At 62.7% G+C, this 22,930-nt stretch carries 23 protein-coding genes; 12 read left to right on the top strand and 11 right to left on the bottom strand.

Annotated features, from left to right (window positions below; translation table 11 throughout):
* Positions 1 to 54 precede the first annotated feature (54 nt).
* The gene (locus tag ACR0MM_RS16235; protein ID WP_093963690.1) at positions 55 to 1,383 is read right to left on the bottom strand and encodes an ammonium transporter; all 1,329 of its coding nucleotides are present in this window, start codon (positions 1,381 to 1,383) and stop codon (positions 55 to 57) included.
* Positions 1,384 to 1,417: 34 nt separating this feature from the next.
* Positions 1,418 to 1,756, bottom strand: coding sequence for a P-II family nitrogen regulator (locus tag ACR0MM_RS16230; RefSeq protein WP_093963790.1), 339 nt, complete (start codon positions 1,754 to 1,756; stop codon positions 1,418 to 1,420).
* A 255-nt stretch (positions 1,757 to 2,011) separates the two neighbouring features.
* Between ACR0MM_RS16230 and ACR0MM_RS16225 the strand changes: the two genes are divergently transcribed.
* Positions 2,012 to 4,198, top strand: coding sequence for a transglycosylase domain-containing protein (locus tag ACR0MM_RS16225; protein WP_480697333.1), 2,187 nt, complete (start codon positions 2,012 to 2,014; stop codon positions 4,196 to 4,198).
* Positions 4,199 to 4,246: 48 nt separating this feature from the next.
* Here the strand turns inward: ACR0MM_RS16225 and leuB are convergent, their stop codons facing one another.
* A complete protein-coding gene (gene leuB, locus ACR0MM_RS16220) occupies positions 4,247 to 5,350 on the bottom strand; it encodes a 3-isopropylmalate dehydrogenase (RefSeq protein ID WP_170342523.1) in 1,104 nt (367 codons plus the stop codon).
* Between the two features lie 143 nt (positions 5,351 to 5,493).
* The gene (locus ACR0MM_RS16215; RefSeq protein ID WP_170452051.1) at positions 5,494 to 6,387 is read right to left on the bottom strand and encodes a LysR family transcriptional regulator; all 894 of its coding nucleotides are present in this window, start codon (positions 6,385 to 6,387) and stop codon (positions 5,494 to 5,496) included.
* A gap of 95 nt (positions 6,388 to 6,482) precedes the next feature.
* Here ACR0MM_RS16215 and ACR0MM_RS16210 point away from each other — a divergent pair, with 95 nt between their 5' ends.
* Positions 6,483 to 7,394 (top strand): Rossmann-fold NAD(P)-binding domain-containing protein, encoded by a 912-nt coding sequence (locus tag ACR0MM_RS16210; RefSeq protein ID WP_480697331.1) that lies wholly within the window; start codon positions 6,483 to 6,485, stop codon positions 7,392 to 7,394.
* Here ACR0MM_RS16210 and ACR0MM_RS16205 read toward each other — a convergent pair.
* The 5 genes from ACR0MM_RS16205 to leuC form a co-directional block, all read right to left on the bottom strand.
* The gene (locus ACR0MM_RS16205) at positions 7,389 to 8,435 is read right to left on the bottom strand and encodes an endonuclease/exonuclease/phosphatase family protein (protein ID WP_480697329.1); all 1,047 of its coding nucleotides are present in this window, start codon (positions 8,433 to 8,435) and stop codon (positions 7,389 to 7,391) included. The genes ACR0MM_RS16210 and ACR0MM_RS16205 overlap by 6 nt on opposite strands.
* Positions 8,432 to 9,262 (bottom strand): hypothetical protein, encoded by an 831-nt coding sequence (locus ACR0MM_RS16200; RefSeq protein WP_093963685.1) that lies wholly within the window; start codon positions 9,260 to 9,262, stop codon positions 8,432 to 8,434. The genes ACR0MM_RS16205 and ACR0MM_RS16200 overlap by 4 nt, the downstream gene beginning before the upstream one ends.
* A 332-nt stretch (positions 9,263 to 9,594) precedes the next feature.
* On the bottom strand, positions 9,595 to 10,200 hold the full coding sequence (leuD, locus tag ACR0MM_RS16195) for a 3-isopropylmalate dehydratase small subunit (RefSeq protein ID WP_170461225.1): 606 nt from the start codon (positions 10,198 to 10,200) through the stop codon (positions 9,595 to 9,597).
* Positions 10,201 to 10,243: 43 nt separating this feature from the next.
* Positions 10,244 to 10,798, bottom strand: a complete 555-nt coding sequence (locus ACR0MM_RS16190; protein WP_170343176.1) for an HdeD family acid-resistance protein — start codon at positions 10,796 to 10,798, stop codon at positions 10,244 to 10,246.
* 38 nt (positions 10,799 to 10,836) lie between these two features.
* Positions 10,837 to 12,240 carry a 3-isopropylmalate dehydratase large subunit gene (leuC, locus tag ACR0MM_RS16185; protein WP_170365645.1) on the bottom strand — a complete coding sequence of 468 codons (1,404 nt, stop codon included), beginning with the start codon at positions 12,238 to 12,240 and terminating at the stop codon, positions 10,837 to 10,839.
* A gap of 266 nt (positions 12,241 to 12,506) precedes the next feature.
* Here leuC and ACR0MM_RS16180 point away from each other — a divergent pair, with 266 nt between their 5' ends.
* The 4 genes from ACR0MM_RS16180 to ACR0MM_RS16165 all read left to right on the top strand — a co-directional run bounded on the left by ACR0MM_RS16180 (position 12,507) and on the right by ACR0MM_RS16165 (position 15,398).
* The gene (locus tag ACR0MM_RS16180; RefSeq protein WP_170343174.1) at positions 12,507 to 13,868 is read left to right on the top strand and encodes a mechanosensitive ion channel family protein; all 1,362 of its coding nucleotides are present in this window, start codon (positions 12,507 to 12,509) and stop codon (positions 13,866 to 13,868) included.
* 164 nt (positions 13,869 to 14,032) lie between these two features.
* Positions 14,033 to 14,392: a ribosome silencing factor gene (rsfS, locus tag ACR0MM_RS16175; protein ID WP_093963679.1), complete on the top strand. Its 360-nt coding sequence runs from the start codon at positions 14,033 to 14,035 to the stop codon at positions 14,390 to 14,392.
* 44 nt (positions 14,393 to 14,436) lie between these two features.
* Positions 14,437 to 14,907, top strand: coding sequence for a 23S rRNA (pseudouridine(1915)-N(3))-methyltransferase RlmH (gene rlmH, locus ACR0MM_RS16170; protein WP_170343173.1), 471 nt, complete (start codon positions 14,437 to 14,439; stop codon positions 14,905 to 14,907).
* A gap of 5 nt (positions 14,908 to 14,912) precedes the next feature.
* Complete coding sequence (locus ACR0MM_RS16165) at positions 14,913 to 15,398, top strand: flavodoxin family protein (protein WP_480697327.1); 486 nt, start codon at positions 14,913 to 14,915, stop codon at positions 15,396 to 15,398.
* A gap of 3 nt (positions 15,399 to 15,401) precedes the next feature.
* Here ACR0MM_RS16165 and ACR0MM_RS16160 read toward each other — a convergent pair whose 3' ends face one another.
* Together ACR0MM_RS16160 and ACR0MM_RS16155 are read right to left on the bottom strand one after the other, a co-directional pair.
* Positions 15,402 to 15,749: a hypothetical protein gene (locus tag ACR0MM_RS16160; RefSeq protein ID WP_480697325.1), complete on the bottom strand. Its 348-nt coding sequence runs from the start codon at positions 15,747 to 15,749 to the stop codon at positions 15,402 to 15,404.
* Positions 15,750 to 15,784: 35 nt separating this feature from the next.
* The gene (locus ACR0MM_RS16155; protein WP_480697323.1) at positions 15,785 to 16,495 is read right to left on the bottom strand and encodes a DUF599 domain-containing protein; all 711 of its coding nucleotides are present in this window, start codon (positions 16,493 to 16,495) and stop codon (positions 15,785 to 15,787) included.
* Positions 16,496 to 16,576: 81 nt separating this feature from the next.
* Here ACR0MM_RS16155 and ACR0MM_RS16150 point away from each other — a divergent pair, with 81 nt between their 5' ends.
* The 6 genes from ACR0MM_RS16150 to ACR0MM_RS16125 all read left to right on the top strand — a co-directional run bounded on the left by ACR0MM_RS16150 (position 16,577) and on the right by ACR0MM_RS16125 (position 22,796).
* Positions 16,577 to 18,025 (top strand): FAD-linked oxidase C-terminal domain-containing protein, encoded by a 1,449-nt coding sequence (locus tag ACR0MM_RS16150; RefSeq protein WP_480697321.1) that lies wholly within the window; start codon positions 16,577 to 16,579, stop codon positions 18,023 to 18,025.
* A gap of 25 nt (positions 18,026 to 18,050) precedes the next feature.
* Positions 18,051 to 19,151, top strand: coding sequence for an FAD-binding protein (locus tag ACR0MM_RS16145; RefSeq protein ID WP_480697319.1), 1,101 nt, complete (start codon positions 18,051 to 18,053; stop codon positions 19,149 to 19,151).
* Positions 19,152 to 19,155: 4 nt separating this feature from the next.
* Positions 19,156 to 20,478: a glycolate oxidase subunit GlcF gene (gene glcF, locus ACR0MM_RS16140; protein WP_480697317.1), complete on the top strand. Its 1,323-nt coding sequence runs from the start codon at positions 19,156 to 19,158 to the stop codon at positions 20,476 to 20,478.
* Between the two features lie 119 nt (positions 20,479 to 20,597).
* Positions 20,598 to 21,389 carry a trypsin-like serine peptidase gene (locus ACR0MM_RS16135; RefSeq protein ID WP_260063911.1) on the top strand — a complete coding sequence of 264 codons (792 nt, stop codon included), beginning with the start codon at positions 20,598 to 20,600 and terminating at the stop codon, positions 21,387 to 21,389.
* Positions 21,386 to 22,204, top strand: a complete 819-nt coding sequence (locus tag ACR0MM_RS16130) for a trypsin-like serine peptidase (protein ID WP_170359854.1) — start codon at positions 21,386 to 21,388, stop codon at positions 22,202 to 22,204. Before ACR0MM_RS16135 ends, ACR0MM_RS16130 begins: the two co-directional genes overlap by 4 nt.
* Before the next feature lie 124 nt (positions 22,205 to 22,328).
* Positions 22,329 to 22,796, top strand: coding sequence for an Hsp20 family protein (locus ACR0MM_RS16125; RefSeq protein ID WP_170342492.1), 468 nt, complete (start codon positions 22,329 to 22,331; stop codon positions 22,794 to 22,796).
* The last annotated feature ends 134 nt before the right edge of the window (positions 22,797 to 22,930 follow it).

The following is a 22,930-nucleotide window of genomic DNA, read 5'->3' as shown; positions in this document are numbered from 1 at the left end:
AAAAAGAAACCCGGGCACGAATGCCCGGGTTTTTTCGTTTGGATTGAAGAGAGATCAGCCCTTCGAGAACTCGGGATAGGCTTCCATGCCCAGTTCGCCCATGTCGAGGCCGTTGATCTCTTCTTCCTCGCCAACCCGCAGGCCGACGGTGGCCTTGAGGATCGAGAACAGGATGTAGCTGACCACGAAGACGAAGATCCCGATGGCCGCGAAGCCGATGATCTGGGTCACGAAGGACGCGTCGCCGTTGGTCCAGGCCACGATGAAGGTGCCCCAGAAGCCCGCGATCAGGTGAACCGGGATGGCGCCGACTACGTCGTCGATCTTCATCTTGTCCAGCAGCGGCACGGTGTAGACCACGATCACGCCACCGATGCCGCCGATGATCAGCGCCTGGAACAGCGACGGTGCCAGCGGTTCGGCGGTGATCGAGACCAGCCCGGCCAGCGCACCGTTCAGCACCATGGTCAGGTCGACCTTGCCGTACATCACCTGGGTCAGGATCAGGGCAGCGACGGCGCCGGCGGCTGCGGCCATGTTGGTGTTGGCGAAGATGCGGCTGATGTCAGCCATGTCGCCGATCGTGCCCATGGCCAGCTGCGAGCCGCCATTGAAGCCGAACCAACCCAGCCACAGGATGAACGTACCCAGGGTGGCAAGCGCCAGGTTCGAGCCGGGGATCGGAACGACCTTGCCGTCCTTGCTGTATTTGCCGATCCGGGGGCCCAGCACGATGGCACCGGCCAGTGCGGCAAAGCCACCTGCGGCATGTACCAGGGTCGAGCCCGCGAAGTCGCTGAAGCCCATTTCGGACAGCCAGCCGCCACCCCACTGCCACGAGGCTTCGATGGGGTAGATGACACCGGTCAGGACGATCACGAAGATGAAGAAGGGCCACAGCTTGACCCGCTCGGCCATGGTGCCCGACACGATCGAGGCGGTGGTGGCGCAGAACATCAGCTGGAAGAAGAAGTCCGAACCGACCGACGCATAGGACAGATCGGTTTCGACGCCATCAAGGCCGACCGGTTCCAGCGAGGTGGGCGAGAAGGCACCCAGAATGCCGGTGATGGTCCAACCGTCGCCCGGATACATCAGGTTGAAGCCGACCAGCCAGTACATGATCGCGGCAAAGGAAAACAGGCCGATGTTCTTGACCAGCTGCATGGCCACGTTCTTGGAGCGCACCAGACCGGCCTCGAGCATGGCAAAGCCTGCGGCCATCCAGAACACCAGGAAGCCGCCCATCAGGAACAGCAGCGAGGTCAGGATATATTGCGTATGCTGCGCGGTTTCGCCGGTTGCGGCGGCCTCCTGCGCCAGGCCCATCTGCGGCAGCGCGACGATCGCGGCGGCAGGGATGAGTGATTTCATCAGGTTCATGTTCAGTCCTCGAATGATTGTCGGTCGCGGCGCCTTACAGCGCCTCTTCGTTGAGTTCCCCGGTCCGCACGCGCAGGGCCTGCTCGACATCGAGGACGAAAATCTTGCCGTCGCCGATCTTGCCGGTCTTGGCGGTTTTAGTGATGGTCTCGACGATCTGGTCGGTCATCGCGGCGGGCACCACGATTTCCAACTTGATCTTGGGCACGAAGTTCACCGCGTATTCGGCGCCCCGATAGATTTCGGTGTGACCGGATTGCGAGCCGAAGCCCTTGATCTCGGTCACCATCATGCCGCGCACGCCCGCCTCGGTCAGTGCCTCGCGCACCTCCTCGAGCTTGAACGGCTTGATTGTCGCAATGATCAGTTTCACGTCTTTCCCCTCTTCTGTTCCGGTGGGTCCGGCTTTGCACCTGCAGAAAAAGAGCCCGACATGGCCGCTCAAGGAACGATTTCGGCGAAAAGACGCTGGGGAAGAGGGGAAAAGTTGCACATTTTTTGCACAAAAACGGCAAAGTGATTAAAAAATACGCAAGTGTGAGAGGGGAATTCGCGCTATTTCACACCTCTACATGGGCGCGACAGCGCGGTATGGTGCCACAAAAGCAAAAACGGGCAGAGTTTGAGCATGACTGAGTCCAAGCGTCGAAAACCGCTGGTGGCGGACAAACGGTATCCGTCCGGAGGCCGCAAGACCTCGTCCGCCAAGCGGACGGCGAAACCGGCGGGCAAGAAGGCGACGGCGCGCAAGACCACGACCCGAAAGACCAGTCGCAAGCCCCGGCGCAAACGTTCGGGAGGCGGGCAGGGCGGCTTCTTTCGCAGGCTGTTCCGCTGGATAGGGCGCCTGATCTGGGGGCTGACCTGGCGGGTGGGTGCGATAGCCGCACTGCTGCTGGCGCTTGCCGTTGGGGTTGTGTACTCAACCCTGCCCGAGGTCGATGCCCTGCTGGACGGGCGCGCGCGCGGGTCGGTCACGCTGCTGGACCGGGACGGCAAGGTCTTTGCCTGGCGGGGCGATCAGTTCGGCGGCGTTATCACCACCGACACCGTGTCGCCGCATCTGAAGAATGCGGTTGTCGCGACCGAGGACAAGCGGTTTTACCGTCACTTCGGCGTAAGCCCGCGCGGCATTGCCAGTGCGGTGAAGATCAACCTGTCCGAGGGGCGTGGCCCACTGTCGGGGCACGGCGGTTCGACCATCACCCAGCAGACGGCCAAGCTGCTGTGTCTGGGCGTCCCGTACGACCCGACCGAGTGGGAATCGGAAGCGGCGTACGAGGCCGACTGCCGCCAGGGGTCGCTGTGGCGCAAGGCCAAGGAAGCGATCTACGCGATGGCGATGGAGGTCAAATACTCCAAGGATGAGATCCTGACCATCTATCTGAACCGGGCGTTTCTGGGGGCCGGGGCCCGCGGGTTCGAGGCGGCCAGCCAGCGCTATTTTGGCAAGTCCGCAGCCGAGGTGGACCCAGCCGAGGCGGCGATGCTGGCGGGGCTGCTGGTGGCGCCCACGCGCTATGCGCCCACCAACAACCTGCAACGCTCGCAGGACCGGGCCAAGGTGGTCATCAGCCTGATGGAGGATCAGGGTTACCTGACCACGTCACAGGCAAACGCGGCGCGCAATAACCCGGCCGAGCTGTCCGAGGCCGCCGCCGCGCGCGCTGGCGGGTATTTTGCCGATTGGGTCATGGCCAGCGGCCCCGAGTTCTTCACCCGCAACACCACCGAGGACGTGGTGATCAAGACCACGCTGGACCAGCGGATCCAGCAGGCGGCCGAGGCGGCGCTGAAACAGGTGTTCGACGAAAAGGTCAGCGAAGGCTCAAAAGCGCAGGCCGCGATCGTGGTGATGTCGGCCGATGGTGCGGTCCGGGCCATGGTGGGTGGACGCAAGACCAAGGTGTCGGGTGCGTTCAACCGCGCGACGCAGGCGCTGCGCCAGACCGGGTCCTCGTTCAAACCCTTTGTTTATGCCACCGCGCTGGAACTGGGCTATTCGCCGCTGGCCACGGTAGTGGACGAGCCATATTGCATCGACATCCCGGGGTCCGGCCAGTGGTGCCCAAAGAATTACACCAACAAGTTCTACGGTCGCGTGACCCTCGCGGATGCGCTGAAGAACTCGTTGAACATCCCGGCCGTCAAGGTGGCCGAGGTTGCTGGGCTGGACAATGTGCGCACGGTGGCCAGCGGGTTCGGCATCGAAAGCGATCTGGCGGCGGGCCCTGCGCTGGCGCTGGGCGCCTCGGAAAGCACACTGATCGAAATGACCGGCGCCTATGCCGGTATCCTGAATGGTGGCTCGTCCGTGGAACCTTACGGCCTGACCGAGTTGAAACTGCTGGGCGATGATGCCCCGATGATGGTGACGACAACCGGAATCGGCGAGCGGGTGATCCGAGACGAAGCTGCCAAGCAACTGACCTGGATGATGGAGCGCGTGGTATCCGAGGGAACCGGACAACGCGCCAAGTTGTCGGGATGGCAGGTTGCAGGCAAAACAGGCACGACTCAGGCCGCCCGGGATGCTTGGTTCATCGGCTTTACCGCGGACTATGTAGCCGGTGTCTGGATGGGCTATGACGACAACACGCCGTTGTCGGGCGTGACCGGCGGTGGGCTGCCAGCCGAGATTTGGAAGGAAACCATGGTGCGGGTCACCGAAGGCATGACTCCGACCCCTCTGCCGATGCTGGCTCCGGCCGCTCCGGTCCAGACGACTCAGCAATCCCAGCCACGCCGCAGGCAGCAGGGTGGCTTTGCCAAGGCCGTCGACAGTCTGTTGAAGGATCTCTTTGGCGGCAACTAGACCGCAGATGATCAGACGGGCGGCGCTGGGCGCCGCCCGGATCGGTCGTTACAGGCTTTCGTCCAGCGCGGCGACGATCGCGTCGCCCATTTCGCTGGTGGAGACCGGCTGAACGCCTTCTTCGGCCAGCAGATCAGCCGTGCGAACACCATCGGCCAAAACCTTTTCGACCGCAGCTTCCAGGCGATCGGCCTCGGCGCCTTGGTCAAAGCTGTAGCGCAGCGCCATCGCAAAGCTGAGGATACAGGCGATCGGGTTGGCCTTGCCCTGGCCGGCGATGTCGGGGGCCGAGCCGTGGACGGGCTCGTACAGTGCCTTGGGCCGGCCGTTGGCCATCGGCGCGCCCAGCGAGGCCGACGGCAGCATGCCCAGCGAGCCGGTCAGCATCGCCGCGCAGTCCGACAGGATATCGCCGAACAGGTTGTCGGTCAGGATCACGTCGAACTGTTTGGGCGCGCGCACCAGCTGCATGGCGCCGTTGTCAGCATACATGTGGCTCAGCTCGACCTCGGGATAGTCCTTGCCAACGCGGGTCACGACTTCGCGCCACAGGATCCCCGATTCCATCACGTTGGCCTTTTCCATCGAGCACAGCTTCTTGTTTCGGCGCATCGCCAGTTCAAAGGCCGAACGCGCGGCGCGTTCGATCTCGGACTCGGTGTAGCGCTGGGTGTTGATGCCCACGCGCTCGTTGCCTTCCTCGAAAATGCCGCGCGGCTCGCCGAAATAGACGCCCGAGGTCAGTTCGCGCACGATCATGATGTCGAGACCGGCAACCACGTCCTTTTTCAGCGACGAGAAATCGGCCAGCGCGTCAAAGCACTGGGCCGGGCGCAGGTTCGAGTACAGGTCCATCTCCTTGCGCAGGCGCAGCAGGCCGCGCTCGGGCTTCACGCTGAAATCCAGATCGTCGTATTTCGGGCCGCCCACGGCGCCCAGCAGAACCGCGTCGACCTCTTGCGCCTTGGCCATCGTCTCGTCCGACAGGGGCTTGCCGTGCACGTCATAGGCGGCACCGCCGACCAGATCCTCGCTCACGTCGAATTCAAGGCCGCGCTTGGCGCCGAACCAGCCGATGATCTTGCGCACTTCGGCCATGACTTCGGGGCCAATTCCGTCTCCGGGCAGGATGAGGAGCGAGGGGTTGGACATGAACGGTCTCCTTGCGTTTTTCAGCATCGGGCCTAGCGTTTGCGGTGCATCTGGTCAATGAGGCGTTCTGGTCAAAATGCGCGGATTCAGGGCCGTACGGCGCGAAAAACGCCGCTGAACATGCGCCGGGCACCCGATTTGGGTTACAAGCTGGCTTTCAGCCCTTCTGCAAGCAGGTCCCAGACCCGGCGAATGCGCGGTGTCTGCCGCATGGCCTGCGGCGCAGCCAGCCAGACCGGCAGGACTGGTATGTCCACATCCAACGGCAGAATTTCGACCGCAGGATCAGCCTCGGCCACTTGAACCTGGCTGAAACCGATGCCGCAACCCGCGCGGATCAACTCCCAATAGGCGCTTTGAAGATCGCAACGGGTGGCAAAGTCTTCCTTGCTGGCAGGCCAACCCTTGGCCTGCATTTTCGAGATGATCAGGTCGTTGGAGTCGAAACCCACCAGGTCATGCTGAAACAACTCTTCGGGGGTGGTTGGCCGACCGGCGCGGTCCAGATACGACCGGGCTGCGCAGAAACACAACGGTACGTCGCCCAGATGCCGGGTCACGATATCGACCTGCTCGGGGCGATACATGCGAACTGCGATATCAGCTTCGCGGAACAGCAGGTTTTCGCTGGTGTCGGTGGCGACCAGTTCCAGCTGGATTGAAGGTTCTTGCCTGCGGATGTCCGCCAGAATGGACGGCAGGATATGGTGCGATGCGAAGACCGACGCGGTGATGCGGACCGTACCGCTCAGCTGTTGCGACTGCCCGGCGGCGGCCAGGCTCAGCTGACGCATGGCCGCGTGCATCTGTTGCGCCATCGGCAGCAATTGCTGGCCGGCTGCGCTGAGCTTGAGGCCTCGCGCATGGCGATCGAACAGCGACACGCCCAAATCCGTCTCGAGCGCCTGCACCTGGCGACCAAGCGTCGGCTGACTGCGCCCCAGTTCCCGCGCAGCCGCCGACAACGATCCCGTTTCCGCAACTGCCAGAAAGCTCTGCACCAAAGACCAATCAGAAAGTGCCAAGGTTTTATCCATGCGCAGATGAATACATGCTCTGCGTTTTTCGGCAATTCCCAAAGGTGAGTGAATGGATATCTTTTGTTCAACCGCCAGGGCTGACAGGAGTTGTGATGACGGGAAAGGTGCTGATCCTGGGATCTTCGGGGCGTTTTGGCCGCAATGCCGCAGACGCGTTTCAAGCGGCCGGATGGACGGTGCGGGGATTTGACCGCGCGAGGGATGATCTGTCCACCGCCGCCAGGGGCACGGATGTCATCGTGAATGGTTGGAACCCGCCATACACCGAGTGGGCACGGCAGGTGCCGGATTTGCACGCTCAGGTCATCGGTGCGGCGAAGGCAACCGGGGCGACCGTGATCGTGCCCGGGAACGTTTATGTTTTTGGGGCCGACACGCCCGGGCCTTGGGCGGCAGATACGCCGCATCTTGCAACCAACCCTCTGGGCCAGATTCGGATCCGTATGGAGGAGGCCTATCGGTCGTCGGGCGTGCGCACCGTAATCCTGCGCGCCGGGGATTTCCTTGACACGCAAGCCTCTGGCAATTGGTTCGACCAGATCATGATCAAGCCGCTGGCCAAAGGGCGTTTCGTCTATCCCGGCGACCCTGACATTGCCCATGCCTGGGCCTACCTGCCGGATCTGGCCCGCGCTGCGGTTCAGTTGGCCGAGATGCGGGATGCCTTGCCGCGCTATTGCGACATTCCTTTTGCCGGATACACGTTGACCGGCCGCCAATTGGCAAAGGCCTTGTCGGAAGTGACCGGGGCTCCGGTGCGCCTGAAGCAGATGAACTGGTGGCCAATTGTTCTGGCCCAGCCGTTCTGGAAACTGGCCCCGCATTTGCTTGAGATGCGCTATCTGTGGGACACGCCGCACCGCTTGGATGGCTCGTTCTGCGACTCGTTGATCAGCGATTTCGCATCCACGCCGCTGCAAGAGGCATTGAAAACCGCTGTGTCTGACCTGTCGCATGATAGCCCGCGAACCACAGACGTGGATCGAGTTCAGGGCCTGTCATAGGCCCGGCGGCATGTCCGGGTGTGACAGGTCAACCCAAATCAGGCGATGTCGGCTGGCCTTGCGGGCCGCGGCAAGGGGCACGCCTTTGGCATCGGTCCAGTGGATGCCGGCGTTTTCAACCACCCAGTCGACCGATGGCAGCAGATAGTCAACACGCCGTTCACCCACCGCCTTCCAAACCACCGTTACAGCCGAGCCTGCGCCATCCACGGGTCGCGGATCCTGCAGGCTGGGGTGCTGTAACAGATCGCGGATTGCTTCATTGCGCCCCTCGCCCAGGTTCGGGTCAAGATTGGCGTCACCGGCAATGATCAAACGACTTTTCGGGGCTGGACCCAGCCCGCCGTCCAGCAACACCGACCATAGCCGGATCTCATCGCGATTGCGCAATCCGTTGCGATCCTCAGGCCCGTCGAATACAGGAGGCGTGGCGTGAAAGGTCATCAGGTTCAGGCGGCCTTGAGGTGTCTCCACCGGCACGATCCAATGGGCGGTCGACGACAGGCGCTGAACAGCGTGGGCCTGTTCGGACGGGAAAGGCAACCCGCCAAGGGTGGGTAGCGTCGCGCCGGGCAGGTCCTTCCAAAGCAGCGCTGAAAGGTCACGAACCTCATCCTTTGCGATCGGATAACGGGACAGCACGGCCAGCCCGCCATTTCCGGTGAAACGGCCCCATCCCTGGGCGTCCCCGGATCCGCCCCGTTCCCCGTCCCCGTCCAGATCAAGCGACGTCATCAGCCCCGAGTTGGGCTGGCCAGCGAAGAGATGCGGGTAATCCAGCCCTGCCGCGCGCAACCGATCAGCCAGAGCGGACAGGGCCAGGTTGTCATGGTCCCAGTCGATGCCTTGCAGGGCCAGGACATCGGGGGCAGCGGCGGTCAGAACGTCGATCACCGCCTGCACCTGGGGATCATCACGCCGAATATCACGCAGCAGCAGGCCTGGACCTTTCCGCCCTAGCTCAGCATTGAAGCTGGCAACGCGCACTGGCTCTGCCTGCGCCGCAAACGGCAGCAACAGCAGAACAAGAATACGGATCATGCGGTTTGGGTCGTCTCGGCGGTCGAGTAGGCGCGGCGTTTTTCCACGATCAGCCCGGCAATGCGCAGGGTTGCCATCCCGCGCATGATCATGCTGGCCGGCAAGAAGGCCCACGCGCTCATGGTCCAGATCAACGTCTGCGGATTGGACAACGACAGCGGATCAATGAAATCCGTGAGCAGCTTGATCAGGGCCGGAATCAGGAAAGGCAGCAGAACGCCGACCGAGATGTTCAACCGACCGTCGCGCTGCAGGCGAGTCACCACGTCTCCGCCCTTGGTGGGGTCGAACAGGGGCAGGTTGGTCCAGACATTGAACGCCCCGTTGCCGGTGGGCCATCCACGCAGTTTGACCGCATAGGCGAAGCTGGCGATCGTGACCAAAGCGGCCACATAGGCGACACTTGCCGTTATGCGTACCAACTCGACCAAGGGTTGGCTCGCGTCAGCAGGCAGCATCAACACCACCAGGCGGACAGGCGAATAGGGGAAGTCGACGACATTCGCGACGGCCAGGCCGACCGAATACACGGTACTGGTCAGTTCCGTCGGCGCATAGGCGTTCTTGCAGATCAAGGTCAGGAACGAGATCATCGACATCAGGCCGACAAAGCGCAGTCTGTTCACGGGCGGCGCATCGCGGAATTCGATAAAGCTGGGAAAGGCCGAGTTGTATTCGGCGAAGGTCAGGATGAATGCCAGGATTGCCAGAAAGACAACGATCTCGGTCCCGTTGGACGTTGATGCGGGCAGATACAATGCGGGTGTCAGCACCAGAAGTGCCACCAACAATCCCCGTATCGCAGCCCCTGTTGTGCGAGCAATCACTATCCGAACCCTTTCCAAACCGGACCAGTCGATTCTTTGCCGACTTGGTTCCAACTTGATGCCCGCCAATCTCGATATTTGGCGGATGCCCCTTTAGCGCCATCATTGGCGATAAGCGGCATTTCGCTCAAGCCGAGGTGCAGAAAACACGTGATTTCGGGCAAAAAGATGGCGAAACTGGTGCGGCTTTGCATCATTCACGTCGCAAATTCGACGTGTAATGGAAATGGTTCTCTACATGTTGTGGTTGCTTTGACTTTAACCCCAAGAATGCGAACGGGGCCGCCTTGGCGACCCCGTCAGGTTGAGTGTCCACAGGTTCATCCCCAGAATCACACCCAGGGGCGCGCCTGTCCGGCATGGGATTCGAACGAGTCGATGTGGTGGTCTTTTTCCATCGTCAGGCCGATATCGTCCAAACCGTTCAACAGGCAATGCTTGCGGTGCGGGTCGATATCAAACTCGATCACGACGCCGTCCGAGGTGACGATCTGCTGATCTTCCAGGTGCACGGTCATACGTGCGTTCTCGCCCTTGTGGGCATCCTCCATCAGAATGACGTGGTGGTGTTCTTCGACCACGATGGGCAGGATGCCGTTCTTGAAGCAGTTGTTGAAGAAGATGTCGGCGAAGCTGGTCGAGATGACCACCTTGATTCCGAAATCCTTGATCGCCCAGGGCGCGTGTTCCCGAGATGAGCCGCACCCGAAGTTGTCGCCAGCCACCAGAATCTCGGCGTTGCGATAAGCGGGCTTGTTCAAGACGAACTCTTCGTTCTCGCGCCCGTCATCGTGATAGCGCATCTCGTCGAACAGGACGACGCCGAGGCCGGACCGTTTGATCGTTTTCAGATGCACCTTGGGAATGATCATATCGGTGTCGATATTGATCAGGGGCATGGGGGCTGCCACACCGTGGACTTTTTCAAACTTTTCCATGTTCACACTCCTGCGGGAGAGGTCAGGCCCCATGCCCCGCGTTTCAAGCTTGTTGAGCTTCTGTAGTTTCGTCTTTGGGCGCGTTCTTGACGAAGAACGCCATGAAGACCAATCCGAACCCGTTGAACAGCATCTCGATGCCCAGCAGGATGCCCAGCAACTGGAACAGCACCGCCGGTTCCGAGCTTGCATAAGACCAGATGATGCCTGCCAGGATGATCGACAAGATGCCCGAGATCAGGGTTGGCCAGAAAAATGACGTGCCTCGCATCTGAAACGAGAGAATGATCCGTGCGATCCCGCCTGCCATGAACAGGATAAGCACCACCGTTGCCAGCGTCAGAGTGCCCGCCAGCGGATGGTCCAGAAACGACCAGCCCAAGAACAGCATGACCGCACCCATGATGAAGGCAAGGATCTTGTTGCCGGTTCCTTCGACGGTGAAACCGCCGACAACCTGCAGAACGCCGGATACCAGCAAAAGGACGCCGGTGACCACGGTCACTGCTACGGATGCCACGACTGGTGCGCCCAGCACGAAGATGCCGAACACTATCGATAGAAGCCCCATCAGAAGCCATTTGACCCATTCACTCATTTCAGTCTCTCCCTCAAATATCTAGATATGAGGGGAGCTTACATCAATTCGCGCACATCTGTCAGCTTTCCCGTGATTGCCGCAGCGGCAGCCATCGCGGGGCTCAGCAGATGGGTGCGTCCGCCGCGGCCCTGACGGCCCTCGAAATTGCGATTCGAGGTGGCGGCGCAACGCTCGCCCGGGGTCAGCTGGTCGGGGTTCATCGCCAGGCACATCGAACAACCCGCAAGGCGCCATTCGAACCCGGCCTGCTTGAAGATCTCGGCAATGCCTTCCTCTTCGGCCTGCGCGCGCACGAGGCCCGAGCCGGGCACGACCATGGCGCGGATGCCGTCCTTGATCTTCTTGCCCTTCAGGATCTCGGCGGCGGCGCGCAGGTCCTCGATCCGGCCGTTGGTGCAGGAGCCGATGAAGACCGTGTCGATCTCGATGTCGCTCAGTTTCTGGCCCGGCTTGAGCCCCATGTATTCGATAGAACGGCGCGCGGCCTCGACCTTGCCACCCTCGAAATCTTCGGGGTTGGGCACGGTCGCGGTGATCGGCAGAACGTCTTCGGGGCTGGTGCCCCAGGTGACAACGGGGGCGATGTCCTCGCCGCGGATGGTAACGACCTTGTCCCAATGGGCGTCGTCATCGGAATAGAGCGTCTTCCACCAGGTCAGAGCGGTCTCCCACTGCGCGCCCTTGGGAGCGTGCGGGCGGCCTTTGACGTATTCAAAAGTCTTTTCGTCCGGCGCGATCAGGCCGGCGCGGGCGCCGCCCTCGATGGCCATGTTGCAGACGGTCATGCGGCCTTCCATCGACAGGTCGCGGATCGCTTCGCCGCAATATTCGATCACATAGCCGGTGCCGCCGGCGGTGCCAGTTTCGCCGATCACGGCCAGGGTGATGTCCTTGGCGGTCACGCCCGGCTGCAGCTTGCCGGTGATCTCGACCTTCATGTTCTTGGACTTTTTCTGGATCAGCGTCTGGGTGGCCAGAACATGCTCGACCTCGGACGTGCCGATGCCGTGGGCCAGCGCGCCGAAAGCGCCGTGGGTGGCGGTGTGGCTGTCGCCGCAGACCACGGTCATGCCCGGCAGGGTCCAGCCCTGTTCGGGGCCGACGATGTGGACGATGCCCTGACGGATATCATTTACCGGGTAGTAGTGAATGCCGAATTCGCGGGCGTTTTTGTCCAGCGCTTCGACCTGAATGCGCGACTCGGGGTTTTCGATCCCGTTCACGCGGTCGGGCGTGGTGGGTACGTTGTGGTCCGGCACGGCGATGGTCTTTTCCGGCGCGCGCACCTTGCGGCCCGCCATGCGCAGGCCTTCGAACGCCTGCGGGCTGGTGACTTCGTGCACCAAGTGGCGGTCGATATAAAGCAGGCAGGTGCCATCGTCGGCTTCGTGCACGACATGGGCATCCCAGATCTTGTCATAGAGTGTTTTGGGGGACATCGGTCCTCTCCCGTCTGTATTGAGAAATGCTGGCGAGTGGCTGGGCGCCGATTATAGGCGGGCCAGAACCGTGCGGGCGGCCCCGAAGAACCGTTCACGCAGGCGCGCGCGGTCTTGCAGGTTGGGAGCAGGGGCCTGATGGAATCTCATGCGATCCAGATATATCGCGCCCCCTCGTCAATCAAGGCTCAATCCGCGTCCCGCGACAGGTCGGTGGGCCTTGCAAGCCGCCACATTGCTGTTCAATCTGGCGACAGGAGACGCGCATGGACAATGATTTGATCCCAAGTTCGATTTCAGAACTGTTCGACAACATGGCCGAGGCCTTTCTGTTGCAGCTTGGGAACCTGGTCGAGTTGATCGTGACTCCGGGGTGGCGGCAGTATCAGATCGCCATCATCCTGGGGCTGGTGGCGCTGTCCTTCCTTTTGACTCTGCTGACAAAAGGCCGGTGGGAAGCCTGGGCGCGGGCGCGTAGTGGATGGCCCAAATGGCGGTTGCGGGTTCTGGTTCAGCTGATGCAGCGGATGACGCTGGTCTACTTCGTCGTGCTGGCCTGGGGCGTTTATCTGGTGATGCAGCAGGTCACCTGGCCATCGCGCAGTTACATCATCGGTGTTCTGGCAACGCTGGCAACCGCGTGGCTGGCGATCGCGCTGATTTCGCGACTGGTCCGCAACCGGACGATTCGGCGCATCTTCCGCTGGTCGATGTGGATCTACGCCACGCTGGTCGCGCTGAGTCTGACCGATGACGTCGCCGAGTTCCTGGACGGCGTGGCGATTTCGATCGGCAGCCTTCACATCTCGGCATTGGGGATTCTCAAGGCCATTCTGCTGATCGGCACGTTGTTGGTGCTGGCGCGGCTTGGCACCCGTGCGGCGGAACGCGGGCTGAAAAGCAATGACGACATCTCGCCCTCGATGCAGGTGCTGCTGGCCAAGGGGATCCAGGTTGCGTTTTACGGGCTGGTCTTTCTGGTCGGGATCCGGACGCTGGGATTCGACCTGACCGGGATCGCGCTGTTGTCCGGTGCGGTTGGCGTCGGTATCGGCTTCGGCCTGCAGAAGGTCGTGTCGAACCTGATCTCGGGGATCATCATCTTGATGGACCGGTCGATCAAGCCGGGCGACGTGATCTCGCTGGGCGACACGTTCGGTTGGATCAACGCGCTGGGCGCCCGCTACGTCTCGGTCGTCACCCGCGACGGGCGCGAATACCTGATCCCGAACGAGGATCTGATTACCGGGCAGGTGGTGAACTGGTCCCATTCCGACGAGTTCGTCCGCCTCGATCTGACCTTCGGCACCAGCTACGGCGACGACCCGCACAAGGTGCGCGAGACCGCCGTGCGAACGGTGAAATCAGTCAAACGCGTTCTGAGCGGCGGCAAGCACGAACCGGTCTGCCATATCACCGGGTTCGGCGACAGCAGCGTCGATTACGTGCTGAGGTTCTGGATCCGGGACCCGACGGCCGGCCTGACCAACATCCGCGGCAATGTCTATCTGGCGCTGTGGGATGCATTCCAGGCCGAGGGCATCTCGATCCCCTTCCCGCAGCGCGAAGTGCGCCTGCTGGGGCAGGGTGCCACAGACACCGCTGTGCCACATCTGGACACGGATTGATCAACCCCGTGCCATCAACGGTTTCCGTTCATTGAAATGTTGCAATTGCCTTGCTACCTTAATAGTACCCCGGCGCCGGGGTTACACGGCGCTTTAGCAAGGAGGACCATGTCCTGTCTCTACACACACAGGCGGGTTTGCCCGCCGATGAAGGGGCCGCTGTGATGGCCCGCTCTCAGTCAATCAGCGACAAGCTGCTTGAACGCATCCTTTCCTCACTTTCCGATGACAAGGCCGAAGATGTTGTGCAGATCAACCTGCAGGGCAAGTCTTCGGTGGCCGACTACATGGTCATCGCTTCGGGCCGGTCGACGCGTCAGGTGTCGGCGATGGCAGAAAAGCTGACGGATCGCATCAAGCAGGAATTCGGTTTCACCTCGAAGGTCGAAGGCAAGGATGCCGGTGACTGGGTGCTGATCGATACGGGCGATGTGATCGTCCATATCTTCCGCCCCGAAGTGCGCGAATTCTACCAGCTGGAAAAGATGTGGCTGCCTCAGGGCGGCAGCGCCTCGGCCAACTGAGGCGCCATCCCGGCCCGTATTGAAGGGCCGGCGGCGAGAGCGACATGCGTATCAGCATTTGTGCGGTCGGGCGATTGCGTGCCGGACCGGAGAAGACCCTGCTTGACGACTATCTGACCCGTTTCGACCGGACCGGCCGCGGCCTGGGCCTTGGGCCTGCGCGCGTGATCGAGGTCGAAGACAAGAAAAACGCCGGTATGGGCGCCGAGGCCGGCTTGCTGCGCAAGGCGCTGCCCGCTGGCGCGGTGATCTGCACATTGGACGAGCGGGGAAAGGTGATTGCTTCCCCCGATTTCGCGCGGAAGCTGGCCGGGTGGCGAGACATGGGCCGGCAGGATCTGGCCTTTGTCATCGGTGGCGCCGACGGGATCGACCCGGCGCTGCGGGCCGAGGCTGATTTTTCGATTTCTTTCGGCGCGATGGTCTGGCCGCATATGCTGGTCCGGGTGATGCTGTCCGAACAACTCTATCGTGCCGCGACGATCCTGTCGGGCGGCCCGTATCATCGGGCCTGACCGCTGTGGCCCGTCTGCTGATCGTCTACCATTCACGCACCGGCGGCAGCCGGCAGATGGCCGAAGCGGCCGCTCAGGCGGGCAGCGCCGAGGCCGAGGTCAGCCTGAAACCCGCCGAGCAGGCGGGACCCGACGATCTGCTGGCGGCCGACGGATACATCTTTTGCGCGCCCGAGAACCTCGCGGCGCTGTCAGGCGTCATGAAGGACTTCTTCGACCGATGCTACTATCCGGTTCTGGGCCGGATCGAGGGGCGTCCCTATGCGCAGATGATCTGCGCCGGGTCCGACGGTCAGAACGCGGTGCGGCAACTGGCACGCATCGCCACCGGTTGGCGCCTGAAAGAGGTGCAGCCGCCCCTCATCGTCTGCACCCATGCCCAGACGCCCGAGGCGATATTGGCGGAAAAGACTATCCCAGAGGATGAACTGGTCAAATGCCGCGAGATCGGCGCGGCGCTGGGCACCGGGCTGTCGCTGGGCGTGTTCTGACGATCAGTCCAGCGTCACAAGCGTGGTGTCCGCGTTCCAGCCATCGACACTGCACCGGGCCTGCACCTGAACCTGAATCGCGCCTTCGGGGATCGCGACCCCGCCCAGCGATCGGGTAAACGGCTGCTCGGTCTCGTGCGGGTGATGCAATACCCGCATCCCCAGCTCGGTCCCGTCCATCGCCAGAACGCGCCAGCCATCGGCATAGTGGTCCCACCCGGTATCGGGGTGGCGAATGGTCACGTCGAATCGCCAGGTTTCGCCCGTGCGCGTCGCGGTGGCATTTTCGACCGTCGGCGGGTCGGCGAGGGCCGGGGCGGCCAGAAACAGGCAGGGGATCAGGTGTCGCATTGCGCCAGTCTAGGGTCTGATCGGGCGGGGCGCGATCACGTCTGCGTGTCCGGTGGCAGGCTCAGCAGGATCGCGCGGGAATGCGAGGCAAACTCGCGCCGATAAAGAACCCCCAATGTCAGAAGCGTACCGATGATCAAAGTGATCGGGCCCAGGATCCAGGCCAGCGAGGCCAGCGCGAAATAGGTGGCGCGCAGGGCGCGGTTGAAGCTGCGCGCGGCGGTCACGCAGATCTCGGCCGCCTGCGCCGCGCGGGGATAGGCCTGCGGATCCTCGGGCTCGTTCGGCACCGCCGCCATCAGCACCGCGCAGTAGCCGAACAACCGATGCGCCCAGACGTATTTCAGAAACGCATTCGACAGAAACAGCAGCACGATCAGGATCTTGACCTCCCACACCATGGCCGGTGCGCTGCCGATGGCCAGATCCTTGGCGACGCCCGACAGCCGCTCGGTATTGCCCAGAAGGGCCAGCCCGCCCCCGATGGCGATCATCGTGGTCGAGGCAAAAAACGTACTGCCCTGACGCATCGTGCCCACGACCTGGGCGTCGAACATGCGGGGCTGGCGGGTCACCATTTCGCGCATCCAGCAGCGGCGGAATTCGTCCATCATAACCGCGACCGAACGCTTGCCCGGCGCGGGGTTCTCGATCCGCCAGCCGATCCATTGCCAGGCGATCAGCAACAGCAGGACGGCGGAATAGTCCGTGGGCGAAAACAGCAGGGCGCGTTCGGTCAGTGTCATGGCGCGACAGTACGTCCGACGAAGGCAACTTGCCAGATGCAGAAATTGGTAATATTATTTTACCAAACCGGAGGACTCGCCATGGACATGCCACAGCCCAACCCCGACGTTCTGGCCCGCAAGGCCAGCGTGCTTGCCCGTCTGCGGCAGGTCCTGCCCGAAGATGCCATCATCGCCGATCCGTCCGAAACCCGCGCCTATGAATGCGACGCCCTGACCGCCTACAAATGCGCGCCGATGATCGCGGTTCTGCCGTCTTCGACGCAGGAGGTCTCGGACATTCTGCGCATCTGCCATGACGAAGGCGTGCCGGTCGTGCCGCGCGGGGCCGGGACCTCGCTGGCTGGTGGGGCGCTGCCCACCGCCGATTGCGTGATCCTGGGCGTGGCCCGCATGAACGAGGTGCTCGAGGTTGACTATGACAACCGCTTCATCCGTGTGCAGACCGGCCGCACCAATCTGAGCGTCACCGGCGCGGTCGAAGAGCAGGATTTCTTCTATGCGCCCGATCCGTCGTCGCAGCTGGCCTGCGCCATCGCGGGCAATATCGCGATGAACTCGGGCGGCGCGCATTGCCTGAAATACGGCGTGACCACCAACAACCTGCTGGGCGTGACGATGGTGCTGATGGATGGCCGCGTGGTCGAGATCGGCGGCGCGCATCTGGATTCCGGCGGGCTGGACCTGTTGGGCGTGGTCTGCGGCTCGGAAGGGCAGCTGGGGGTCGTCACCGAGGCGACGCTGCGCATCCTGCGCAAGCCCGAGGGCGCGCGCCCGGTCCTGATGGGTTTTGATGACAATGCGGTGGCGGGTGAATGCGTCTCGGACATCATCAAATCCGGCATCCTGCCCGTGGCGATCGAGTTCATGGACCGGCTGTGCATCGAGGCCTGCGAGAATTTTGCCCATGCCGGCTATCCGAATTGCGAGGCGCTGCTGATTGTCGAGGTCGAAGGCTCGGACGCCGAGATCGACAGCCAGTTGGCCAAGATCGTCGAGATCGCCAAACGACACAACCCGGTCGAGCTGCGCGAAAGCCAGTCGGCCGAGGAAAGCGCCCGCATCTGGCTGGGCCGAAAATCGGCCTTTGGCGCGATGGGGCAGATCAACGACTATATGTGTCTGGACGGCACGATTCCGGTGTCGGCCCTGCCGGACGTGCTGCGCCGCATCGGCGAACTGAGCAAAGAGTTTGGCCTGCCCGTGGGTAACGTGTTCCATGCCGGCGACGGCAACATGCACCCGCTGATCCTGTTCGATGCGAACAAGCCCGGCGATCTGGAAAAATGCGAGTCGTTCGGGGCCGAAATCCTGAAACTGTGCGTGGACGCCGGCGGCTGCCTGACCGGCGAGCATGGGGTGGGCATCGAGAAGCGCGACCTGATGCATCATCAATACGCGCCTCAGGACCTTGAGGCGCAGATGGCCGTCAAGGACGTGTTCGACCCGAAATGGCTGCTGAACCCCGCCAAGGTGTTCCCGCTGGATGCCAGTGCGGACCGGCGCGCCGTGCCGATGGCGGCGGAATGAATCCCAAGATAGAACGGACCCCGCAATGAGACCTGAATCAGAGTCTGAACTGGCCGAAATCGTGGCCGGCCTGAACGAACCGGTACGCGTTGTCGGTGGCGGCACCCGTGGTGTGACCGGCCCCGACCGGATGCTGAGCACCGAGGGGCTGCGCGGTATCACCCTGTACGAGCCGGGGGCGTTGACGCTTGTGGCGCAGGCCGGAACCCCGCTGGCTGAGATCGAGGCCGCGTTGGAGGCCGAAGGCCAGCAACTGGCATTCGAGCCGATGGACCATCGCGCCCTCCTTGGTTCCACGGGCGCGCCCACGATCGGCGGTGTCGTGGCCGCCAACGTCTCGGGGCCGCGCCGGATCCAGGCCGGGGCCTGCCGCGATTTCCTGCTGGGCGTGCGCTTTGTCGACGGGCAGGGGCAGATCATCAAGAATGGCGGGCGGGTGATGAAGAACGTCACCGGCTATGATCTGGTCAAGCTGATGGCCGGGTCCTGGGGCACGCTGGGCGTGCTGACCGAGGTGTCGCTGAAAGTGCTGCCCAAACCCGAGGCCAGCGCGACGCTGGCCGTACCCGTCAAGGACGCCGCGACTGCGGTTCGCATCCTGTCCGAGGCCCTGAAATCACCCTTTGAGGTCACCGGCGCAGCCTATGATCCGCAGCAGCAGCGCGCCTTGATCCGGATCGAGGGGTTTGCTGAATCGGTCTCGTATCGCACCGGGCGCCTGCAGGAGTTGCTGGGCCAGTTCGGCGCGGTTGATCCGGTCGAGCCATCGGACGCCCTGTGGCCGACGATCCGCGACGCGGCCGATTTTGCCGACACGCCCGGCGATGTCTGGCGGATCTCGGTCAAACCCGGGGATGCGCCCGAAATCGCCGCGCGGGCCGAGCCTGATCGGACCCTGTTCGACTGGGGCGGCGGGCTGATCTGGGCGCTGGTGCCCGCAGGCACCGACCTGCGCGCGCGCATCGGCGTGTTTTCCGGCCACGCCACGCTGGTGCGGGCCGGGGCCGATACTTTTGCCCGGTTGGGCCGGTTCCAGCCGGAACCGCAGGGCATTTCGGCTCTGACACAGGGGATTCGACAGAAATTCGACCCGCGCGGCATGTTCAACCCCGGGTTGATGGGATAGGGCGATGCAGACCACATTCACCGAAGACCAGTTGAAAGACCCCGGCACCCGCCGCGCAAACGAGATTTTGCGCAACTGCGTGCATTGCGGGTTCTGCACCGCCACCTGCCCGACCTACCAGGTGTTGGGCGACGAATTGGACAGCCCCCGCGGGCGCATCTACCTGATCAAGGACATGCTGGAAAACGAGCGTGTGCCGGATGAAAAGACCGTCAAGCATATCGACCGCTGCCTGTCCTGCCTGGCCTGCATGACGACCTGCCCGTCGGGCGTGCATTACATGCATCTGGTCGATCACGCCCGCGAATATATCGAAAACCGCTACAAGCGCCCCTTCTCGGACCGGGCGCTGCGGTGGGTTCTGGCACGGATCCTGCCCTATCCGATGCGGTTCCGCTGGGCGCTGATCGGGGCCAAGCTGGGGCGGCCGTTCCGCTTTCTGATGCCCGACGCGCGCCTGCGGGCGATGCTGGAGATGGCGCCGAAACACATCCCGCCGGTCAGCCGCAATGACGACCCGCAAAGCTTTGCGCCCAAGCGGCAGGCGGTCAAACGCTTGGCTCTGATGACGGGCTGTGCGCAAAAGGCGCTGAACACCGACATCAACGATGCCACGATCCGCCTGCTGACCCGGCTGGGTTGCGAGGTCGTTGTGGCCGAGGGCGCCGGCTGCTGCGGGGCGTTGACCCATCACATGGGCAAGACCCGCGAAAGCCATGCCACCGCCGCCGCCAATATCCGCGCCTGGACGCGCGAGATGGACGGCAAGGGGCTGGATGCGATCGTCATCAACACCTCGGGCTGCGGCACCACAGTCAAGGATTACGGGCACATGTTCCGCGACGATCCGCTGGCCGAGGACGCGGCCCGGGTGTCGGGCATTGCCATGGATGTCAGCGAGATCCTGATGCAGCTGGACTTGCCGCAGGGTGACGACAAGGGGCTGACGGTGGCCTATCACGCGGCCTGCTCGCTGCAACACGGGCAGCAGGTCAAGACCTATCCCAAGGACCTGCTGAAAAGGGCGGGGTTCACCGTGGTCGAACCCGCCGACAGCCACCTGTGCTGTGGCAGCGCGGGCACGTACAACCTGATGCAGCCCGAGATCTCGGCCAAGCTGAAACAGCGCAAGGTGCGCACGCTCGAGGCCAGGAACCCCGATCTGATCGCGGCCGGGAACATCGGCTGTATGATGCAGATCGGGTCGGGCACCCGACTGCCCATCGTGCATACGGTCGAGCTGTTGGATTGGGCCACGGGCGGGCCTCGGCCCCCTGCGCTGGATCGGGCCGGACAGCCTGCGGATGCGGTGCCGATCCTGCGGTGATCGGGCCTGATGCGCCGACGCATCAGTCTGGTGCGGATTAGGCGCGGCCCGGCTTTGCCCTATTTTCGCCAAACGCCACGCGTAAGTAGATTGGCCGATACCTCATGCCGGAGAACCGCGTGCGCACATGGATCAGGGCGATAGCGTTATGTGTTCTGCCATTGGCAGCCACGGCGCAGGATACTGGGCTGCAAAGCCTTGAAACCTCGGATTCCGGGCGCGAATGGATGGCGGTTGGACGGCTGAACATCGACGGCACCGGCTTCTGCACTGGTGCGTTGATCTCTCCTACGCTTGTTCTGACCGCAGCGCATTGCCTGTTCGACCAAGCAACCCGCCAACGAATTGATCCGGGCCAGATCGAGTTTCTGGCGGGGTGGCGACATGGCCGCGCATCGGCCTATCGTACGGCGCGCCAGGCGGTCATTCATCCGGAATACGAGTATGACCGCGCCGCATCCGTCAGCCGCGTGCGCCACGACGTCGCGCTGATCGAGTTGTGGCAGCCGATCCGAAATACGACCGTGATTCCGTTTGAAACCGGCTACAGGCCAACACGTGGCGAGGATGTCGGAGTGGTTTCGTACGCCCACAACCGCGCGGAAGCCCCTTCGCTGCAACAGGTCTGCTCGGTCATGGCGCAGCAATCGGGGGTGCTGGTCATGTCCTGTGACGTGGATTTGGGTGCGTCCGGCGCGCCGATCTTCTCGTTCTCAGGGGATCACCCCCGGATCGTATCGGTGGTGTCTGCGAAGGCCGAATTGGAAGGCCGGCGGGTATCGTTGGGAACAGCGCTGGAAGAGTCGCTGGAGGTGCTGCGCACCGAGTTGTCCGCAGGGAATGGATTTGGCGCCTCCGGCAATACGCTCGAGCCGGGAAAGAACGTCGGCGCAAGGTTTGTCCGGCCATGACCTGCCGTATCGTGACATTGGCCCTGATTTTGGCCGGGATTGCTGCGTCGGCGGTGGCCCAAGACAGTGGCAAGCGCCGGCTGACCGATCGGGACGACCTGTATGGTTGGGAGGCGATCGGGCGGCTGGACATCGGAGACCGCTCGTTCTGCACCGGCACGCTGATCGCGCAGGATCTTGTTCTGACCGCAGCCCATTGTGCGACGGACAAGGCCACCGGTCGGACCTACGCACCCGGCGAAGTCACTTTTCGCGCAGGTCTGAGCGATGGACATGCGCTTGCCGAAGGCACGGTCGTGCAGATCGCCGTCCTTCCCGACTATGACCCCCGGGTTGGCCTGTCACCCGAGATGGTCCGGGTCGATGTCGCCCTGATGCGACTGGATCAACCGATCCCGTACACCGTCGCCAACCCATTTGCATTGCACAGTGGCCGGGTCGCCGGGGATGAGATCAGCATCGCTTCGTACGGGCGCGGCCGATCCGAGGCAATCACGCGCCAGCGGTCCTGCCGGATTCTGGAGCGGCGCCAAGGTCTGATCACCTTCAATTGCGATGTCACGTTCGGATCCTCCGGTTCGGCCATTCTGGCCCGCAACGGGCCGCGCTGGCAGATCCTGTCGGTGGTATCGGCGGTTGGTACCGACGGCCGTCGCAAGGTCGGGTTCGGCATGGAACTTGAGGGGATCGTCTCGGACCTCAAGGCCATCATGCGGCGGGATGCGCCGCAGCCAAAGGCCAAGATCCGGCGGCTGCAGGTCGGCTCGGGCAAGTCCAGCTCGGGCGCGAAATTCATCAGCTCCGGCGGGTCTTGAACTCAGCCAGATCCTTTCCCATCTCATGTGTGTCGGGCAGCCAAACCGGGGTCCGACAATCGCCAACGCCCGTCCAATCGGAGGGCAAAACTCGTAAATCGCTCTGAACATGAGGATAACGAACATGCGTAGCTTTGATTTTGCACCACTGCACCGTGCAACCGTCGGCTTTGACCAGATTGCCGACATCATGGATCGGGTTATGACCAGCGAAGTGTCACAACCCAGCTATCCCCCGTACAACATCGAAAAAACCGATGCCGATGCGTATCGTATTTCGATCGCAGTCGCCGGCTTTGCCGAAGATGACCTGACGATCGAAGTCAAGGAAAACGCGCTGGTCGTGGCCGGCAAGAAAGCCACCGAAGACACCAAGCGCACCTATCTGCATCGCGGCATCGCCACCCGCGCCTTCGAGCGTCGTTTTGCTCTGGCTGACCACGTCCGCGTGACCGGCGCCAGCCTGGAAAACGGTATGCTGCACATCGACCTGAAGCGCGAGGTGCCCGAAGCGCTGAAACCGCGCCGGATCGAGATCACCTCAACCAAGGCGATCGAAAAGGACGTGGTTGACGCCAAGCCCGTGAACTGAGGCTGAAACCGCCCAAGCGGCGATAATCGTCTCCTCCCTCGGTTGTCGCACAACCCCGCGTTCCTCCGGACGCGGGGTTTTTTCATGACGGTTGCAAAGAATAAGGGCGCCCAGAGGCGCCCTTGTCTCATGGT

The sequence above is a fragment of the Ruegeria sp. BC6 genome (assembly GCF_056539185.1).
Note: the sequence above shows the minus strand (reverse complement) of the source record. Positions and strands in the feature narration are given on the sequence as shown.

Excerpts from the sequence above, each read along its gene's own strand:
- ACR0MM_RS16155 (WP_480697323.1), bottom strand. The coding sequence starts at position 16,495 with ATGACACTGACCGAACGCGCCCTGCTGTTTTCGCCCACGGACTATTCC.
- ACR0MM_RS16225 (WP_480697333.1), top strand. The coding sequence starts at position 2,012 with ATGACTGAGTCCAAGCGTCGAAAACCGCTGGTGGCGGACAAACGGTAT.
- ACR0MM_RS16205 (WP_480697329.1), bottom strand. The coding sequence starts at position 8,435 with ATGATCCGTATTCTTGTTCTGCTGTTGCTGCCGTTTGCGGCGCAGGCA.
- ACR0MM_RS16130 (WP_170359854.1), top strand. The coding sequence starts at position 21,386 with ATGACCTGCCGTATCGTGACATTGGCCCTGATTTTGGCCGGGATTGCT.
- ACR0MM_RS16215 (WP_170452051.1), bottom strand. The coding sequence starts at position 6,387 with ATGGATAAAACCTTGGCACTTTCTGATTGGTCTTTGGTGCAGAGCTTT.
- ACR0MM_RS16210 (WP_480697331.1), top strand. The coding sequence starts at position 6,483 with ATGACGGGAAAGGTGCTGATCCTGGGATCTTCGGGGCGTTTTGGCCGC.
- glcF (WP_480697317.1), top strand. The coding sequence starts at position 19,156 with ATGCAGACCACATTCACCGAAGACCAGTTGAAAGACCCCGGCACCCGC.
- ACR0MM_RS16190 (WP_170343176.1), bottom strand. The coding sequence starts at position 10,798 with ATGAGTGAATGGGTCAAATGGCTTCTGATGGGGCTTCTATCGATAGTG.
- ACR0MM_RS16180 (WP_170343174.1), top strand. The coding sequence starts at position 12,507 with ATGGACAATGATTTGATCCCAAGTTCGATTTCAGAACTGTTCGACAAC.
- ACR0MM_RS16125 (WP_170342492.1), top strand. The coding sequence starts at position 22,329 with ATGCGTAGCTTTGATTTTGCACCACTGCACCGTGCAACCGTCGGCTTT.
- rlmH (WP_170343173.1), top strand. The coding sequence starts at position 14,437 with ATGCGTATCAGCATTTGTGCGGTCGGGCGATTGCGTGCCGGACCGGAG.
- leuB (WP_170342523.1), bottom strand. The coding sequence starts at position 5,350 with ATGTCCAACCCCTCGCTCCTCATCCTGCCCGGAGACGGAATTGGCCCC.
- ACR0MM_RS16235 (WP_093963690.1), bottom strand. The coding sequence starts at position 1,383 with ATGAACCTGATGAAATCACTCATCCCTGCCGCCGCGATCGTCGCGCTG.
- leuD (WP_170461225.1), bottom strand. The coding sequence starts at position 10,200 with ATGGAAAAGTTTGAAAAAGTCCACGGTGTGGCAGCCCCCATGCCCCTG.
- ACR0MM_RS16160 (WP_480697325.1), bottom strand. The coding sequence starts at position 15,749 with ATGCGACACCTGATCCCCTGCCTGTTTCTGGCCGCCCCGGCCCTCGCC.
- leuC (WP_170365645.1), bottom strand. The coding sequence starts at position 12,240 with ATGTCCCCCAAAACACTCTATGACAAGATCTGGGATGCCCATGTCGTG.
- ACR0MM_RS16145 (WP_480697319.1), top strand. The coding sequence starts at position 18,051 with ATGAGACCTGAATCAGAGTCTGAACTGGCCGAAATCGTGGCCGGCCTG.
- rsfS (WP_093963679.1), top strand. The coding sequence starts at position 14,033 with ATGGCCCGCTCTCAGTCAATCAGCGACAAGCTGCTTGAACGCATCCTT.
- ACR0MM_RS16150 (WP_480697321.1), top strand. The coding sequence starts at position 16,577 with ATGGACATGCCACAGCCCAACCCCGACGTTCTGGCCCGCAAGGCCAGC.